At 61.6% G+C, this 16,735-nt stretch carries 13 protein-coding genes; 9 read left to right on the top strand and 4 right to left on the bottom strand.

Translation table 11 applies throughout. The annotated features are described in order from the left end of the window. Nucleotides 1-199: 199 nt before the first annotated feature. Together J3U87_RS24185 and J3U87_RS24180 are read right to left on the bottom strand one after the other, a co-directional pair. Nucleotides 200-880 carry a hypothetical protein gene (locus J3U87_RS24185; RefSeq protein ID WP_237378353.1) on the bottom strand — a complete coding sequence of 227 codons (681 nt, stop codon included), beginning with the start codon at nucleotides 878-880 and terminating at the stop codon, nucleotides 200-202. A gap of 275 nt (nucleotides 881-1,155) precedes the next feature. After that, nucleotides 1,156-2,697 carry a DUF4301 family protein gene (locus tag J3U87_RS24180; protein ID WP_237378352.1) on the bottom strand — a complete coding sequence of 514 codons (1,542 nt, stop codon included), beginning with the start codon at nucleotides 2,695-2,697 and terminating at the stop codon, nucleotides 1,156-1,158. Nucleotides 2,698-3,236: 539 nt separating this feature from the next. Here J3U87_RS24180 and J3U87_RS24175 point away from each other — a divergent pair. The 7 genes from J3U87_RS24175 (at nucleotide 3,237) to J3U87_RS24145 (ending at nucleotide 10,782) form a co-directional block, all read left to right on the top strand. Then, on the top strand, nucleotides 3,237-4,037 hold the full coding sequence (locus J3U87_RS24175; RefSeq protein WP_237378351.1) for a class III extradiol dioxygenase subunit B-like domain-containing protein: 801 nt from the start codon (nucleotides 3,237-3,239) through the stop codon (nucleotides 4,035-4,037). Further along, the gene (amrA, locus tag J3U87_RS24170; RefSeq protein WP_237378350.1) at nucleotides 4,034-4,570 is read left to right on the top strand and encodes an AmmeMemoRadiSam system protein A; all 537 of its coding nucleotides are present in this window, start codon (nucleotides 4,034-4,036) and stop codon (nucleotides 4,568-4,570) included. Before J3U87_RS24175 ends, amrA begins: the two co-directional genes overlap by 4 nt. After that, nucleotides 4,567-5,676, top strand: coding sequence for an AmmeMemoRadiSam system radical SAM enzyme (gene amrS / locus J3U87_RS24165; protein ID WP_237378349.1), 1,110 nt, complete (start codon nucleotides 4,567-4,569; stop codon nucleotides 5,674-5,676). Before amrA ends, amrS begins: the two co-directional genes overlap by 4 nt. A gap of 230 nt (nucleotides 5,677-5,906) precedes the next feature. Further along, nucleotides 5,907-7,181 carry a serine--tRNA ligase gene (gene serS, locus J3U87_RS24160; RefSeq protein WP_237384534.1) on the top strand — a complete coding sequence of 425 codons (1,275 nt, stop codon included), beginning with the start codon at nucleotides 5,907-5,909 and terminating at the stop codon, nucleotides 7,179-7,181. A gap of 158 nt (nucleotides 7,182-7,339) precedes the next feature. Beyond that, the gene (locus J3U87_RS24155) at nucleotides 7,340-8,524 is read left to right on the top strand and encodes an acetyl-CoA C-acetyltransferase (RefSeq protein ID WP_237378348.1); all 1,185 of its coding nucleotides are present in this window, start codon (nucleotides 7,340-7,342) and stop codon (nucleotides 8,522-8,524) included. A gap of 127 nt (nucleotides 8,525-8,651) precedes the next feature. After that, complete coding sequence (gene purD / locus J3U87_RS24150; RefSeq protein ID WP_237378347.1) at nucleotides 8,652-9,908, top strand: phosphoribosylamine--glycine ligase; 1,257 nt, start codon at nucleotides 8,652-8,654, stop codon at nucleotides 9,906-9,908. Nucleotides 9,909-10,206: 298 nt separating this feature from the next. Beyond that, nucleotides 10,207-10,782, top strand: coding sequence for an HD domain-containing protein (locus tag J3U87_RS24145; protein WP_237378346.1), 576 nt, complete (start codon nucleotides 10,207-10,209; stop codon nucleotides 10,780-10,782). Between the two features lie 939 nt (nucleotides 10,783-11,721). Here the strand turns inward: J3U87_RS24145 and J3U87_RS24140 are convergent. Continuing rightward, nucleotides 11,722-12,255, bottom strand: coding sequence for a hypothetical protein (locus tag J3U87_RS24140; protein ID WP_237378345.1), 534 nt, complete (start codon nucleotides 12,253-12,255; stop codon nucleotides 11,722-11,724). Between the two features lie 598 nt (nucleotides 12,256-12,853). On the opposite strand from J3U87_RS24140, the gene J3U87_RS24135 reads away from it, so the two are divergent. Further along, nucleotides 12,854-14,044, top strand: coding sequence for a DUF6348 family protein (locus tag J3U87_RS24135; protein WP_237378344.1), 1,191 nt, complete (start codon nucleotides 12,854-12,856; stop codon nucleotides 14,042-14,044). A gap of 21 nt (nucleotides 14,045-14,065) precedes the next feature. Here J3U87_RS24135 and J3U87_RS24130 read toward each other — a convergent pair whose 3' ends face one another. Continuing rightward, nucleotides 14,066-14,863, bottom strand: coding sequence for a PhzF family phenazine biosynthesis protein (locus J3U87_RS24130; RefSeq protein ID WP_237378343.1), 798 nt, complete (start codon nucleotides 14,861-14,863; stop codon nucleotides 14,066-14,068). A 246-nt stretch (nucleotides 14,864-15,109) separates the two neighbouring features. On the opposite strand from J3U87_RS24130, the gene J3U87_RS24125 reads away from it, so the two are divergent. Beyond that, nucleotides 15,110-16,585 (top strand): aminotransferase-like domain-containing protein, encoded by a 1,476-nt coding sequence (locus tag J3U87_RS24125; RefSeq protein WP_237378342.1) that lies wholly within the window; start codon nucleotides 15,110-15,112, stop codon nucleotides 16,583-16,585. The last annotated feature ends 150 nt before the right edge of the window (nucleotides 16,586-16,735 follow it).

The raw sequence follows: 16,735 nt of genomic DNA, 5'->3' as shown, positions 1-16,735 counted from the left end.
AGTCGCTTCGAAATGTCGGCCGGGCCGGCTTACCGCCCCTGACCAACCTACTGCCGCGCCGACTCTCAAAGCATGCGGGAACTCCTCGGCTGAGTCACTTCGGCGAGTTCAGCCGGCGGGCTTACCGCCCCTGATGAACCTACCGGGCACGACGAATCTCTCGGCTTTCGGGCACTCCGGGCGGGGTTGGTTCGGAGGGTCAAGCGTCCGCTTCGTGGAAATGGGCCTCGTCGGTTTGGTACCACCGCTCGACCATCGCGTCCGGCCAATACCAGTGCGGGACGACGACCCCCGCGAAGGGTCGATGGGTCTGGATCAACAACGGGAACCAATTGACCACCAAATACCCGACCGGCAGGTGCTCGCGGTGCAACACGAGGGTGGAACAGGCGAATTGGCGGCCCGCATCCGGGCTCGGCAACACCGAGGCCGGCACGGTCACCTGGAAATAATGCCGATGCTCGTCGTTCAGCATGTCGGCAAGCCTCGCTCCGGCCGGATGATCCACCTGGCGGCGGCGCAACTCGAACAAGGTCTCGGCCACCCGCAACCCGCGCGCGAACGTCTGCAACACCGGCGGATCCAGTTGGTACACCACCACCATCGGATGATTGCCGCCGCCCGGGCTGAACAACAAACTGTGGGCCTGTACCAGGTTGCCCCAAACCAGACGGCCCCGCTCGAACACATCGACCTGGTGATGGTAGATCAGCGTCAGCGGGTCGTCACTGCCCTGACCCAGCCAGGCCGGGGCGTGCAGATGATTGTTGATTCGCTGGAACAGGGGGAACTTGCGGGGCAGGCCCGCCCCCAGTTTCTTGGCGATCTGCTCCAGCCACAGACTCGCTTCCTTGTCGTCGGGCAATGCGATGGATGTCAATGCGGGTCGACTCCAGAGATGGGATTTGGATCTCGTGCCCATCCGGAAACGGAAAAATCGAGGCGACCGAAGTGGTCCGTCCTCTAGGGCGCCATCTAGACATGCACCAATGGGTCGTATTCTATCCCGATCAGCGGGGACCGCGGGTGTTTTCCATCGAAATCACGGCGTGAACACCGTTTTATCGTAAGCGGTCGATCCCGTTGCGCGTCGCGCGAAGGGCGCGCAGGCTTCGCCTCGAAGCCCCACCCGCCCTTCGGTTGAAATCGGATCCCTCAGTTGCCGGGCTGATGGGCGTCCCGCAACAGATCGTTGACGGTCTTGACCGGGTTGAACGTGATCAACGGCACTTCCACGAACACGGTGTTCCAGTTGGCCATGGCGCCGTTCCAAAGTCCTGGCAACTCCAAAGCTTTGAGTGATTTACCGCTTTTCGACTTTTCGGAGATAAAACACGCCTCGTCGTCCACGTAGTCCGGCAGGTTGAAACGGTTGCCGCGATAGTCGCGAACCGCGCACACCAAATCGACGGGATTGAAGTGGGTGCTGGAGGCGAGGATGCCCGCCTGTGCGGCGTCGTGGCGGTCGATCTGCGACGACTCCACGATTTGCACGCTCTGGGCACCGTCCTTGCCGGTTACCCAAAAGGGTCCGCCGCCCGGCTCGCCCTCGTTCTTGACCATGCCGCACACGCGCAGCGGTCGGTTCAGCAGGCGATGAAGGTAGTCGTGCGCTTCCTTGTCGTCCAAACCGCGCGCCGCCTCGGGTGCGATGTAGCCCAACTCCACGGCCGCGAAGTCGAACAGTTCGTCGCGCTTCTGTGGGTTCAACTCGTTTTCGTCCAACCAGTTCAGGTGGGCGAACAGGGCCCGCTGCACCCGCATCAGGTGCCCGGCCAATATCTTCTTGTAGAGAATCGTCGTGTCCTTGAGACGGTCGGGCACCACGTTGTCGATGTTCTTGACGAAGAGGATGTCGCCATCCAGGTCGTTGAGGTTCTCGATCAACGCACCGTGGCCCCCGGGCCGGAACAGGAGCTGGCCGGATTCCTCGCGAAACGGGATGTTCTCCAGGTCCACGGCGATCGTGTCGGTCGCCGGCTTCTGGAAACTGTACCCGATCTCCAGCTTGAGGCCCTCTCGCTCGTAATCGTCGCGCTTCTCGTCGACCAGGTCCTGGAACGCCTCGAAATGCTCCGGCGACACGGTGAAGTGCAGCCGCGCGATCCCCTCGGCGTCGACACCATAGGCGCCGGCCTCGACGAAATGCTCCTCGACGGAGGTGCGCACCCGGTCCCCTTCCTTGTGGAACTGAAGCAGGCCCTTGGGCAGGTTCCCGTAATTCATCGCGTCGCCGTCCAGCAGGGTTTGCAGGACGGGCAGGTGGTGCGCCGCTGCCACCGGCTGGGCCAAGGTCACGCCGCGTTCGGCGAGCCGCTCGGACAGTTCGGGATAGAAGGCGAAACGGTGGAGATTGTCGATGAAGGTGCCGAACGCGCCGTCCTCGACCGGGTTGCCGGCCTCCAGGGCCTCCTTGGCCGCGTGCAACGCCTTGAACATGCGCGATGCGGCACCGGAAGCGGGCACGAACTTGGTGGCCCGTCCGGCGCTTTGGGCCTCGTCGGCCAGGGCGGACAACGCCGCGTGCTGGGCTGGGGGAACCTGAACGATGCCGTCACCCACGGTGCAGGCGCGATTCAATTGAAGAAAAGGGACGCCTTTCTCGAACATCGCGAGTTGCTGGCGAATCAATTCGAACTTGTGGCCTTTTTTCTCGATCTGAGCGAAATCTTCTTGGGAAAACTGGGTATGGTTCACAACGACCTCTCGACATTTGTTCATGAATTCGGGGTTCGACATCCGGGCCGGAGCCCGGCTCCCGTTCGGATCGATCGACGGGCATGCCAGCGGGCCGGTAAGAGGTACAACCGCGACCCATCCCGGCGCGGGGTCGGTCGCGGATCGGCCCGGCCTCGACCAGGATCCTCGAGCCGACCAAACGGCACGGACGACACGCGGAAGCGGGCACGTCGCGAGGCGGACCCTGCGGAACGCGGTCCGGCGAGACAACCCTGATTCGCGCGGGCAGTTCGTCGTCCGAACACCGGCTCCAGGCGCAAAAACCTATCGCTTACACGAAAAAGTCATTGTCACACATGCGGGCGAAGTTGCCAAACACTGCGAGGACGGCCCATCGACATTTGATCGATTCCTCACAGGTCGGCCCACCAAGCACCAATTGCCTCGGCTCCGCTTTCCTGCTAGGTTGGATGTAGCATCTTTTCTATCATCGTCTGCGTTCCGAGGTCGGCCCACGGCGCAGTCCGTGCCGCCCCGGCTATCGCAAAGGAGTTGCCATGGCCATTGTTTGGTGCGGACTCGCACCCCATCCCCCGGTGATCGTCGATGCAGTCGGCAAATGGCGCTGTGAAGAAGTGGCCCCCACCATCGACAGCATGCGTCGTTGGAGCGCCGATTGCCTGGCCGCCACACCCGATCGCATCGTCGTCATCTCCCCCCATACGCCCCGTCCCCACAACGGGATCTCCTCCTGGTTCGGTTCCCAGATCGACGGCGATTTCAGCCGCTTCAGCGCAGCCGGATGCCGGGTCCGCCTCCACAACGACGTGACCTGGATGAAGGCCTTCCGCGGCCACTATCACGACATCACCGATCTGGAAATGGAACCTCTCGACCACGGCGCCCTGGTTCCGCTCCACTTTTTGGTGGAAGCCGGCTGGAACGGCCCCACCGCGGTGATCAGCCTGCCTTGGAGCGCCAACGGCGAATTGGACCGCATCGGCAAGGCGATCGCAGCCGCCTGCACGGACGACAGGCGCACGGCCCTGGTCGCCAGCGGGGACATGAGCCACTGCCTCAAGCCGGACGCGCCCTGTGGCTACAGCAAACACGGCCAGGAATTCGACGACGCCTTCGTGGCCGCCATCAAGGATGCGGATTACCGAAAGGCGCGCGACATTCACGTCAATCTCCAGATCGAGGCCAAACAGGACGTGCTCGAGTCCTGCATGATCGCCTGGGCCGCCACCGGTTACGACGCCAACAACCACCATTTCTACTCGTATGAGGGTCCCTTCGGGGTGGGCTATTCCGTGATGAGATTCAGCGGCCCAGCCACGGTGGAGCGGATGACATGAGTGAATTCTGTACCTTGGCCCGCCAGGCGCTCACCGAGTACCTGAGCGACGGCAACCGCATCGAACCGCATCACAAGGCGGGTTTCCAGGCCGGTTGTTTCGTGACCCTGCACGACGCGCACGGCGAACTACGCGGCTGCATCGGCACCATCGAGCCGCGTTATTTCGACTTGGGCGACGAAATCGTCTCCAACGCCATTTCGGCCGGCACCAAGGACCCGCGCTTCCCGGCGGTGACCGCCCCCGAACTGGCCGAACTGACCATCGAGGTCAGTGTCCTGCAACCGCCCCAACCGGTGCAGAGCCTGGAGGAGCTGGATCCACGACGCTACGGCGTGGTGGTGCGCAGCGGCGCGCGGCGCGGCGTGTTGCTGCCCGACATCGAAGGCGTGGACACCGTCGCCTACCAACTGGCGATCACGCGCCGCAAGGCCCGGATCGGTCCCGACGAACCGATCGAAATCGAGAAGTTCGTCGTGGACAAATACATTGAAGGAGAGGACCTCGGCGTGTCGACTCGGGAGGGACCATGACCCATCGCGACCAACCCCCCATTCCCGTCGACGCGCAGGGTGACAGCCTGTTCCCGGGACGCTACTGGTCGACCCTGAACGACGGTCGCATCCAATGCGACCTATGTCCACGGTATTGCCGCATCAAACCGGGTCAACGGGGTTTCTGCTACGTGCGCAAGAACGTCGATGGCGCCATGGTCCTGACGACCTACGGCCGCAGCAGCGGCTTTTGCGCCGATCCCATCGAAAAGAAGCCGCTCAACCACTTCTATCCCGGCACCTCGATCCTCTCGTTCGGGACCGCCGGCTGCAATCTCGGTTGCAAATTCTGCCAGAACTGGGACATCAGTAAATCCAGGTCGATGGATAAACTGGCCAGCCGCGCCACCCCGCGCGGCATCGCCGAGGCCGCACTCGACGCCGGTTGCGAATCGGTGGCCTTCACCTACAACGATCCCGTCATTTTCGCCGAATACGCCATCGACACCGCCCAGGCCTGTCGCGAGGCCGGTGTCAAGACGGTGGTCGTCAGCGCCGGGTACATTACCGAAGCCGCCCGCACCGATTTCTATCGCTACATCGATGCGGCCAACATCGACCTCAAGGCCTTCAGCCAGCAGTTCTACAAGAAGATCTGTTTCGGCGCGCTGGAACCGGTGCTGGAAACGCTGAAATACCTGAAACACGAAACCGACGTCTGGTTCGAAATCACCACCCTGCTGATCCCCGGCGAGAACGACAGCGACGAGGAACTCCACAAGTTGAGCGAGTGGGTCGTCGAGAACCTGGGCCTCGACGTCCCGCTGCACTTCACCGCCTTCCACCCCGACTTCCGCATGCTCGACAAGTCGCGCACCCCGGCCGAAACCCTGTTGCGCGCTCGCGACATCGCGTTGTCGAAAGGCATCCACTACGCCTATGTGGGCAACGTCCACAACTGGCGCGCCGGCAGTACCTACTGTCCCGGTTGCGGCGAGGTGGTCATCGAACGCGACTGGTATCAGCTCGGCGTCTACCGCATCGGCGACGGCGGTACCTGCGGCCTGTGCGGCCACGCCATCGCCGGCTGTTTCCGCACCAGCAAGGGCAATTGGCAAGGCCAGCGCCAACGGGTCCTGATGTGAGCGTCGCCGCACATCGCGGCAAAAAACCCGCGGGAAAACCCCGCCCCCGAAAACCCGGCCAGCAACCGCTTGGAATGCACGCGCGGGAAGGCTATGCTATGGGCAAACCGGGGTACGTCCCCGCGATTCAGGCCGGCACCTCCGCGACGCGGGAGCCGCACCGCACGGGTGCGACGCGCCGAAGTTGCCGCTTCGATCGCCGTAAATCTAGGAACCAGAGGACCAAATACATGCTCGACGTCAAATTGCTGCGCGATGACTTTGAAGCCGTTCAGGCTATGCTCGAGGCGCGCCACAACGAGCTGGATCTCTCCGCATTCAATGCGTTGGATCAGAAACGCCGCGACCTGATCACCGAAGCCGATCAACTCAAGGCCGACCGCAAGAACAAGTCCAAGGACATCGGCCGCATGATGAAGGCCGGCGAGGATCCGGGTCCGATCAAGGAAGAAGTCGGCCGCATCGGCGAGCGCATCAAGGAGATGGATGCGGAACTGGCCGAGGTCGTCGAGGAGCTGAACGCCCTGCTCGCCCGCATTCCCAACATGCTCGATCCCCAGACCCCGATCGGTGCCGGCGAGGACGACAACGTCGAGATCTCCCAACACGGGGAACCCACCCGCTTCGATTTCGAACCCAAGGATCACGTGGACCTGGGTACCGCCCTGGGTATCCTGGATTTCGAGCGCGCCACCAAGGTGACCGGTGCGCGCTTCACCGTCCTCCGCGGCGACGGCGCCCGCCTGGAACGCGCCCTCATCAATTTCATGTGCGACGTCCACGCCGAGCAGGGCTACTTCGAAGTGATGCCCCCCTTCATCGTCAACGACGACAGCATGTTCGGCACGGGTCAATTCCCCAAGATGAAAGAGGACGTCTTTCAGTTGGCCGGGACCCACTATTACTTGATTCCCACGGCGGAAGTTCCGGTGACCAACCTGCACCGCGACGAAATGCTCAAAGAAGAAGAATTACCTTTTCACTACCAGGCGTTTACGCCGTGCTTCCGATCCGAGGCCGGCTCCTACGGGAAGGATACCCGCGGCCTGATCCGCCAGCACCAGTTCAACAAGGTCGAAATGGTCAAGTTCGTCCACCCGGACCGCAGCGACGCCGAGCTGGAGGGCCTGCGCGACGACGCCGAGGAAATCCTGCGCCGTTTGGCACTGCCCTACCGGGTCATGGCGCTGTGCTCGGGCGACATCAGTTTCGCGGCGTCCAAGTGCTACGACCTGGAGGTGTGGCTGCCCGGCCAGGGCAAGTACCGCGAAATCTCGAGCTGTAGCAACTTCAAAGATTTCCAAGCCCGGCGCGCCAAGATTCGCTACAAGGGCGCATCGGGCAAGGGCTTCGTCCATACCCTCAACGGCAGCGGGCTTGCGGTGGGCCGCACGCTGGTTGCCATTCTGGAGAACTACCAAATGGCGGACGGACGCATTCGCGTGCCCGACGCGCTGCGTCCCTACCTCAACGATCAAGCCACCATCGAAAAACAAGTGCGCTGAGGTTCGCCCCGCCAGGCGGGCGGGCCACGGGCTCGGTCCCCTGCGCGACCGGTGCCGACCTCGCCGAAACCGCGCCCTCATCGCGCGGCGCCGGCCAACGCCCTTTTGCGAAGTTTCGAGAACCCCATTACTACCAAGTCGATTACCAGGAGTTTGTCATGACCAGAGAAGTCGTTATCGTCAGTGCCGTACGCACCCCGATCGGTTCCTTTCAAGGCGCCTTCAGCGGGTTGAGCGCCGTGCAGTTGGGCACGGTCGCCGTCAAGGCCGCCATGGAACGCGCCGGCATCAAGCCGGAAGTCGTGGAAGAAGTCATCATGGGCAACGTGCTGCCCGCGGGACTGGGCCAGAACCCCGCCCGCCAGGTGCTGATCCACGCCGGCATCCCCGAGTCCGTGGGCGCGTTCACGATCAACAAGGTCTGTGGTTCGGGCCTCAAGGCCATCATGCTGGCCGCCCAGGCCATCAAGGCCGGCGACTACGACGTGGCCGTCGCCGGCGGCATGGAATCCATGACCAACGCGCCCTACCTGTTGCCCAAAGCGCGTGCCGGCATGCGCATGGGTCACCAGCAGGTGGTCGATTCGATGATCAACGACGGGCTTTGGGACATCTACAACGATTTCCACATGGGCATGACCGGCGAGCTGGTCGCCGACAAGTACGAGGTCAGCCGCGAGCAGATGGACGAATACGCGTTGGCCTCGCAGCAGAAGGCCGTGGCGGCGATGGAGGCCGGTCGCTTCAAGGAAGAGATCGTACCGGTGGAAGTGCCCCAACGCAAAGGCGATCCGATCGTGGTCGACCAGGACGAATCGCCGCGACCCAAGAGCAGCTATGAAGGCCTTGCCAAAATGCGCGCGGCGTTCAAGAAGGGCGGCAGCGTCACGGCAGGCAACGCCTCCAGCATCAACGACGGCGCCAGCGCCGTGGTCGTCATGTCGGCCGAAAAGGCACAGGAACTGGGCCTGAAGCCCCTGGCCCGCATCGCCGCCTACACCACCGCCGGCCTGGCCCCCGAATGGGTCATGATGACGCCGGTGCCCGCCACCTCCAAGCTCTTCGAAAAGACCGGCTGGACCCCCGAGGACGTGGATCTCTTCGAGTTCAACGAGGCCTTCGCCGTTCAGGCCTGCGCGGTCACCAAGGAATTGAAGGTGGACCAGGCCAAGGTGAACGTGCACGGCGGCGCCGTGGCGTTGGGTCACCCGATCGGTGCATCCGGCGCGCGCATCCTGACCACCCTGATCTACGCCCTCAAGCAGCACGACCTCGAGCGCGGCGTGGCGTCGCTCTGCATGGGCGGCGGCAACGGGCTGGCCATGGGCATCGAATTGACCTGACGCGCACGAGTCCCGCGGTCCGGCTCTGGGCCGGGCCCGGTTCCGGCACACTTCATCGAAACACGAATTGGCGACCGGGGTCGACACAGGCGGTCTCGGTCGCGATACAGCTAACCAGAGGGTTCACATGAAGGTTTTGATTATCGGTTCCGGCGGTCGCGAGCATGCACTCGGCTGGAAACTCTCACAGTCTCCCACCCTTCCGCGTCTCTACTTCGCGCCAGGTAACCCCGGCACCGCCGAACTGGGTACCAACCTCAAGCTTTCCAATCACGCCGAGATCACCGCGTTCGCCGCCGAAGAAGGCATCCATTTGGTGATCGTCGGCCCCGAGCAGCCCTTGGTCGATGGCTTGGCCGACAAGCTCAATTCGATCGGCGTCCCCTGTTTCGGACCCGATCAGGCCGCCGCCCGTCTGGAGGGCTCCAAGACCTTCGCCAAGGAAGTCATGGAGGCGACCGGGGTGCCCACCGCCACCTACCGCGCCTTCGAGGATTTGGAAGAGGCCCTCGCCTACGCGGAATCGCAGCCCCATCCGCTGGTGGTCAAGGCCGACGGCCTGGCCGGCGGCAAGGGCGTCACCATCTGTCAGGACCTGGCGCAAACCCAGGCGGCCCTGCAGGAAGCCATGGCCGACAAGCGATTCGGCAAGGCCGGCGACTCGGTCGTCATCGAAGAGTTCCTGACCGGCACCGAAGTGTCCTTCCACCTGATCAGCGACGGCGAACGCTTCCTGCCGCTCATTTCCGCCCAGGATCACAAAACCCTCTACGAGGACGGCAAAGGCCCCAACACGGGCGGCATGGGCACCTATGCCCCCAGCCCGTTGGTCACGCCGGAGCTGGCCGACACCATTCAGAACGACGTGTGCATCCCCGTCCTGAACTACCTGCGCGACCAGGGTCACCCGTTCCGGGGCGTGCTCTTCGCCGGCTTGATGTTGACCTGGAACGGGCCCAAGGTGCTGGAATTCAACGTCCGCTTCGGCGACCCCGAAACCCAGGTGATCATGCCGCTGCTGGATTTCGACCTGTTGCCGGTACTCCACGAGGCGGCCCGCGGCAAACTGGACACCAGCCGGCCGCACGGCTGGCGCGACGATTCGGCGGCCTGTGTGGTCCTGGCGGCCGAGGGTTACCCGGTGTCACCGCGCAAGGGCGACACCATCTCGGGGCTGGCCCCCGCCATGGACACCAAGATCTTCCACGCCGGAACCAAGCGCTGCCAGGACGGTACCCTGGAAACCGCGGGCGGTCGCGTCATGGGTGTCACGGCCTGGGGCGAAGATCTGGAAACCGCGCGCACCAAGGCCTATCGCCAGGTCGAGGAAGTCAAGTTCGACGGCAAGCATTATCGCCGTGACATCGGTGGCAGTGCACGCTGACCACCTCGGTTCCAGCGTGTCGCCGGCGTGGGTGATCGCGCCCACACCGGCGCGCGTTCCCCCCAAATTATTTCTTGGGAAATGGGGAACGAGGTCCGATAGGTGTTCTAAAGAAAGCGTCGCGAGATCCATCGTCGCCCCTCCCCTGGGCGTCGACGGTGTCCCAACCCGATCTTCCCTGATCCTGCGCGAACAGGCAGAGCGTTTCCCGGCCTGATTCTCTTAGATCCCGCCTTCCGGCCTTTTTGGTCATATCCGTCCCCACACGGCAACGATTCCAACCGGACAGGAAACAGCTATGCACACCGCCGCAGACATCATGATTTCGGGCAAATTACTGCAAGCGATGCACTTTGCCGCACACAAGCATCGCGATCAGCGCCGCAAGGACCCCCGTGGCACCCCGTACATCAACCATCCCCTCGACGTGGCCCACATCCTGTGGTTCGAGGGCGAGGTTCACGACATCGACGTGTTGACCGCCGCCATCCTGCACGACACGGTGGAGGACACCGACACGACGATGGACGAGATCAAGCTGGCGTTCGGGCATGCGGTGGCGCGGTACGTGGAAGAGGTCACCGACGATACCAGCCTCTCCCGTCACGAGCGCAAAGCGGCCCAACTGGCCAAGGCCGCCGAGATCAGTCACGGCGCCAAGCTGATCAAGCTCGGCGACAAGATCAGCAACCTGCGCGACATCGCACGCAGCACACCGGTGAGATGGACACCGGGGCGCTGCCGCAACTATTTCGAGTGGGCGGCCGGCGTGGTCAACCAGATGCGGGGCACCAACGCGGGCCTGGAACGGGTATTCGACAGGGTGTACCACCAGTTCCTCGACCATTTCGCGGAGGACCTGGTGGGGCGGTAATTTCGGGCCTCGCTGACACGGTTCCGCGAAGGGCTCCCGGAGTTGGCGTGAATTCCGGTGAGGTGCTTCGTAGTCCCGCCCCTCCAGGGCTGGGGCTCGGGAACTCCCAACAACCAGGGTTGCGTCGGCGCTGCCTCCTTAACCCTTCGCTGTACTGTGTCGTCCCTTCAGGACGCCCGCTGGTGGCGTGCCGACGGCACGCGTTTTTATGAATGGTGGTCCAAACATACGGCCGGCCATCCCTTCAGGATTGGCCGCGAACGGTGAACAATCGAGCATTCGGTTGACCGCGATGGTACCCATCCCAGCATACCGCAAGATTGGGATGGGCACCTGCTCCGGGTCGCGCTGAAGGTGCGACCGGACGTCTCTCGGGATGGGCACCTGTTCCGGGTCGCGCTGAAGGTGCGACCGGACGTCCCTCTGGACCACAACTTATTTAAAACGCGGGCCAACGGCCCGCCACCAGCAGGGACCCTGTAAGGGTCATACATGGCAGCGAAGGGTTAAGGAGTCGGGACGACGACGCAACCCTGGTTGTTCGAGGAGCCCGAACTCCAGCCCTGAAGGGGCGGCTCCGCGAAGGGCTCCTCGAAGGTGACGTCAACTCCGCGACGGCCCGCATCGTTCCGCCCCGTTGGGGCTGGGGTTCGGGAACCCCCAACAATCAGGGTTGCGTCGGCGCTGCCTCCTTAACCGGATCGCCGGACCGCCTTCGCTGTACTGTGTCGTCCCTTCAGGACGCCCGCTGGTGGCGGACCTCCGGTCCGCGTTTTAATCAGGTTGTGGTCCAAACATACGGCCGGCCATCCTTTCAGGATTGGCCGCGAACGGTGAACAATCGAGCATTCGGTTGACCGCGATGGTACCCATCGAGAATCCAACCAGGTGAATTAAGAGGTTCCATTTTCGCAGGAGATCACAGCGAAAGGCGTCTTTTTAGGTCACAATCCCATTAGGATCCATATATTCTCGAGTAAATGAAAAACCCCTGAGCTTTGCCTCAACAACTTTTTCAACAAATAGGTTAGAGACATAGTTTCTCATGTGGGCCTGAGGGATACTAAAGACCTGGCTTTCCAGTTTGATATCATCTTGGAATATCGGCTTTGTGAGAACATCGGTGGTTTTCTCCGTGTCTAAACAATCGATAACTGTTCGGCAGATAAAGACAAAAAAAGGCTCATCGGGACGATCTTCCAAGATGACGGGCAACAAATCACCGGCATTTTTTAAAAACGGTTCCAACTCCAGAGTGGCGCGTTGACTCAAAATAATCCATGGGGGAATAAGGCCGGGATAAATATGACAATCACCTTTTTTTCGGGGGCCCGGGCCCATTTTCAAACGTGGAGGAATCCAGGAATTAATATCCAGTTCAACCTTTCGAAAAAGGAGTTTATCCCCGTACTCTTCATCTGCACATTCATAACCAGCGTATTTTTCTCCACTATACCAATGATATATAGTCATCAAAATCTCCTTACAATTTCCTGATCAGGAATCGACCCTTGAATCTTCCGGGATTGGCAGTGCAAATTATCCCCCACACCTCGGTCACCATCAAGCCAATACACTAGGGAATCGCGGAATTGAGCTTGATGGCACGGACAGCGAAGCTTCGATCAAAAACACCGCATGTTCCTAGCCGCCAAGACGGCTAGTCTAAATGAGGTCTTTTTAGTGTAAAGATGCGCACTATCTTTAAGTTGAAAAGTGCATGCCCTTTTCAACAGATCACCACTTATTGAGTCGAAGAGCCCCTGGGAGCAACTCCACACGGATATCATGCAGCACATTTAGAAGAGCCTCTTTTGATGCCGCGGGACCACCCACTTTCAGGATTCTATCGGGCACTTCTTGCTCATAGACTTTTCGAGGGCCCTTGGTGCAAGGGCCCTTGGGGACAGTCACCTGCAAGAACTTTGATACAATGCGCTTACAAGGCCCCGTGAACCATTTGTCGAGAACTGCCGCCCTTCAGGTAAAGAGTCCTTGGCTATCTGCAGCCGCTCTCCTGCTCATAGGGACAGGACGGTTGAAATGGGATTCACGACTTTCTGGAGGATCGATGGTTTTCAAGTGGTTCAAAAAGAAAAAGAACAAAAAGACCGATGTTCCCGACCGGCACATCGCCGATCATGCCTCTCGCGACCACCAGAAGCAATTCAGCGCCACCGACTTGTTGGCCCAAGCCTTCGAGGCGCACGGTCTAAAGGCCTCCGTACGCGGCGATTGGGTCGTTCTCGGGCCGGATTTCCCGGCCATCCAAGCCCACTTTCACGATCAAGGTCCCAATGCCGCGAGCCTGCTGGAGATCTCGCTCTTCGTTCCCGGTTCCGGAATGCTGATCGAAGGATTCGCAGGCCTGGGCAGCTCCGGCCAGGATCGCTTGCACGATGCGTTCGTCAACTTCCAGGCCAATTCCCTGCACGTGTTGCTTTCGGCGTTTTACGGCACGACCGAAGAGGGTCAGGTGGAGATCGAGCGCATGGAGACGGAAACAGGAACCTGGGAATGGCATCTGGGCCCCTTGGGTTTTCGGGACTACGGCGGTGGCGCCAACCCATCTCCCGACGTTCCCGATGACCTGCTCGGCACGATTCGCCAGACGTTGAGAGACCACCAGCCCACTCATGGCGAAACCCATTGGGTTCGCTGTTTTCATTGTGAACGGGGATCGGATTCGCCTTCGATCGAGGAATTCCTCATCGACAACGTCATCTGTCCGGATGGCCAGAACGCTTTGAGCGAACTGGCCTGGCAACGGCGACAAACGCCTTATTCCGTACGACATTTCGCGGTACTTCACAAGCAGCCGAAGCAGAAGACCCAACATCCCGAGATCGCCACGATGGCCGAAGCTTTGGCGGTGATGAGCGCCGACGAAGATCTCCCCCAGGATGTTGCCGAAGCACTGATCGCCCAGGGCTACGATTCCGAGATGGCCGAACGGTTGACCCTTTTCGCGCCAATCGCCTTTTTCGAAGCGAGCTTTCCCCAAGTCACCATCCCGGAAACCTACCAACTCCACGATGGAGAATCGATCGTGGGCCAGTACCGGCTATCCGCCGAGCCGACCTACGCCATAGCCAGGCTTCTCGGTCATCGCTGGGCCCGGGATCCCGACAGGCGTAGAGGCGTCTTCGCAGTTGCCTCCATGTCAGGTTACATGCAGGCCCTCAACGAGGCGGCACACCAGGGACATTCTCTCGACCGAATTGAAGATTTCGAATTCGGTGAAAGTATCGTGTATCGCTGACGTCGGCGTCCACCGGATGAATCAGAGGTAGATCTTGCCTTCCAGATAGGTGACGGCCTGACCCGTGATGGTCACCCGGTCGCCGCGATTCACGCAGCGCAACACGGCGCCGCGCGGCGATATCTGGCGCGCGGCCAACGTCTGCGTGCCCAGCCGCTCCGCCCAATAGGGAATCAGGGTGCAGTGCGCGGCGCCCGTGGCCGGATCCTCCGGGATGCCGATCTTGGGCGCGAAGAACCGGCTGACGAAATCGAAGCCCGCTTCCTCCGCCGGCGCCGTGGCGATGACGCCGAGGTGATCGAACTCGCTCAGGGCCGCCATGTCCGGCGTCAATGCGGCCACCTGCTCGCGCGACTCGTAGACCAGCATCAACTTCCGGTCGGAGATCGCCGCGACCGGCATCGCACCCATGGCCGCACCCCAACGCGGATCGAGAGCCACCGGTTCGCCCGGACGGGCCGGAAAGTCCAAACTGATGCCGTCCCCCTCGCGCGTGACGGACAAGGGACCCGACATGCTCTGAATCCGAATTTCCTGGCCGGGAAAGTCCAGGTGCCGCCAAAGCACGTGCGCGGCAGCCAGCGAGGCGTGCCCGCACAGGTCGACCTCCGCACTCGGCGTGAACCAGCGGAACCGGAAGTCACCAGCCGAAGCGTGGGCTTCGGGAACGAAAAAGACGGTTTCGGACAGATTGTTTTCCATGGCGATGCGGACCATCAACTCGTCCGGCAACCACTGGGTCAAGGGCACGACCGCTGCGGGATTGCCGCCGAACAGCTCACTGGTAAAGGCGTCTACTTGAAAGAGCTTCAGTTGCATGTCTCAACCTCGTTCGAATTTTTAATTTGGAGCGCCAAAAGGTCTTCCCACCGGAACGCTTTTCGGGACAGGCCACCCGACGGCGGCTGCGGGCGACCAGAAAAAATCCGGCCCGGAGGGAGATCGCGGGCCGCATATCGAACTTGCGCTTCTAGGATCTCTCTAATATAAGTAAAGAAAGGAAAAGGGAACAGATTCAGTCGAATCCATTTTCCACCATAACAGTTCTCGAAGGAGAAGTCCGAGATGCCTCCCAAATCCTCCGACGACCCCGCGCGATTCCGTTACGAACAACTGGTGTGCGAACTTTCCGGCCTGATTCGCGCGGGCACCTTCGCGCCAGGAGAGCGGCTGCCCTCGGTGCGCAAGCTCAAACAGCAGAAGAAAATCAGCGCGACCACCATTTTACAGGCCTATCGCCTGCTGGAAGATCAGGGTCTGGTGGAAGCCAAACCCCAATCGGGTTTCTACGTGCGCCCCCAGATTTTCATGCAGCCCAACCGGCCGCGCCTGACGGAGCCGCGGTCCAACCCCTGCGAAGTGGACATCTCGGATTTCCTGCTGGAATTCTTCGATTCGGTCTCGTGCTCCTCGATCGTGCCGCTGGGCGCCGCCATCCCGGCCGGCGACCTGTTGCCGCGAGAAAAGATCTACGGTTTCCTGGCCGCCGCGGCGCGCTCCAAAGCCGTGGATCCGAAACACTACGTGTGCCCCCGCGGCATTCGCGCCCTGCGTCACCAGATCGCCCGCCGCGTCTATCCCCGCGGGGTCAACCTGACCGACGACGACATCATGATCACCTGCGGCGCCACGGAAGCGATCACGCTCTGTCTCAGCGCGGTGGCGAAAGCGGGCGATGTGATCGCGGTGGAGTCGCCGACCTATTTCGGCACACTGCAAATCATCGAGTGCCTGGGCATGCGCGCGCTGGAGATCCCCACCTGCCCCACGGAAGGCATTCAGGTCACATCGCTCGAGCGCATCATGCAGCACAACGACATCAAGGCGGTGCTCGTCCAGCCTTCGTTTCACAACCCACTAGGCTGCGTCATGCCCGAAGCGGACCGCGCCGACCTGGTCGCGCTCTGCACCCGACACCAGGTACCCATCATCGAGGACGACCTCTACGGGGAATTGAGCTTCGAGGCGCCCCCGCCCGATTTGCTGAAGAAACACGACAGGGATGGTTGGGTGCTGACCTGTTCGTCCTTCTCCAAGACCCTGACCCCCGAGCTCCGCATCGGCTGGGTGGCGCCGGGTCGGTTCTTCCGCCAGGTGCAGCGCGCCAAATTGGGCCACTCGCTGGCCACGGCCATCCCGCAACAGCAGGCGATCGCCGAGTTCATGCGCAAGGGCGGCTACGATCACGCCATTCGCCGCATGCGCCGCGTCTTCTGCGCGTCGCTGAGCCGGGCAATCCAGGCCATCGGTGAATGGTTCCCGCCCGAAACCAAGGCCACCCGCCCCCTCGGCGGCTTCGTGCTGTGGGTCGAACTTCCCGCGGAAGTCAACGCGATGTGCTTGTACCGCGAAGCGCTGGACCGCGGCGTCAGCATCGCCCCCGGCCGACTGTTCTCGGCCGACGATCAATACAACAACCACATCCGCCTCAACTGCGGGGTGCATTGGGATACCCGGGTGGAGAACGCGTTCAAGACGCTCGGGCACCTGACGCACGAGTTGGCGAACCCGCCGTCCGAAGACCTGCTCGTGGCCAACTGACTTCGACGCGTATCGTCAGGCAGTGACATCCGATTCACGGCCAAATCGCAAAAGAATGCCTTAAATCATTGGAAAAGCATATACTTTTCCACTCTCAAGAACTGCCAACTCTTGCCGCCCTGCGTCATCCGCCCTAGCCCTCCTGCGGCA

The sequence above is a fragment of the Sulfidibacter corallicola genome (genome assembly GCF_017498545.1).
Lineage (GTDB): Bacteria > Acidobacteriota > Holophagae > Acanthopleuribacterales > Acanthopleuribacteraceae > Sulfidibacter > Sulfidibacter corallicola.
The sequence above is the reverse complement of the archived record's forward strand: the minus strand, read 5'-3'. Positions and strand labels throughout refer to the sequence as shown.

Coding starts and splice junctions, on each gene's coding strand:
- purD (WP_237378347.1), top strand. CDS start 8,652: ATGAAGGTTTTGATTATCGGTTCCGGCGGTCGCGAGCATGCACTCGGC.
- amrS (WP_237378349.1), top strand. CDS start 4,567: ATGACCCATCGCGACCAACCCCCCATTCCCGTCGACGCGCAGGGTGAC.
- serS (WP_237384534.1), top strand. CDS start 5,907: ATGCTCGACGTCAAATTGCTGCGCGATGACTTTGAAGCCGTTCAGGCT.
- J3U87_RS24135 (WP_237378344.1), top strand. CDS start 12,854: ATGGTTTTCAAGTGGTTCAAAAAGAAAAAGAACAAAAAGACCGATGTT.
- J3U87_RS24145 (WP_237378346.1), top strand. CDS start 10,207: ATGCACACCGCCGCAGACATCATGATTTCGGGCAAATTACTGCAAGCG.
- amrA (WP_237378350.1), top strand. CDS start 4,034: ATGAGTGAATTCTGTACCTTGGCCCGCCAGGCGCTCACCGAGTACCTG.
- J3U87_RS24125 (WP_237378342.1), top strand. CDS start 15,110: ATGCCTCCCAAATCCTCCGACGACCCCGCGCGATTCCGTTACGAACAA.
- J3U87_RS24175 (WP_237378351.1), top strand. CDS start 3,237: ATGGCCATTGTTTGGTGCGGACTCGCACCCCATCCCCCGGTGATCGTC.
- J3U87_RS24155 (WP_237378348.1), top strand. CDS start 7,340: ATGACCAGAGAAGTCGTTATCGTCAGTGCCGTACGCACCCCGATCGGT.
- J3U87_RS24130 (WP_237378343.1), bottom strand. CDS start 14,863: ATGCAACTGAAGCTCTTTCAAGTAGACGCCTTTACCAGTGAGCTGTTC.
- J3U87_RS24140 (WP_237378345.1), bottom strand. CDS start 12,255: ATGACTATATATCATTGGTATAGTGGAGAAAAATACGCTGGTTATGAA.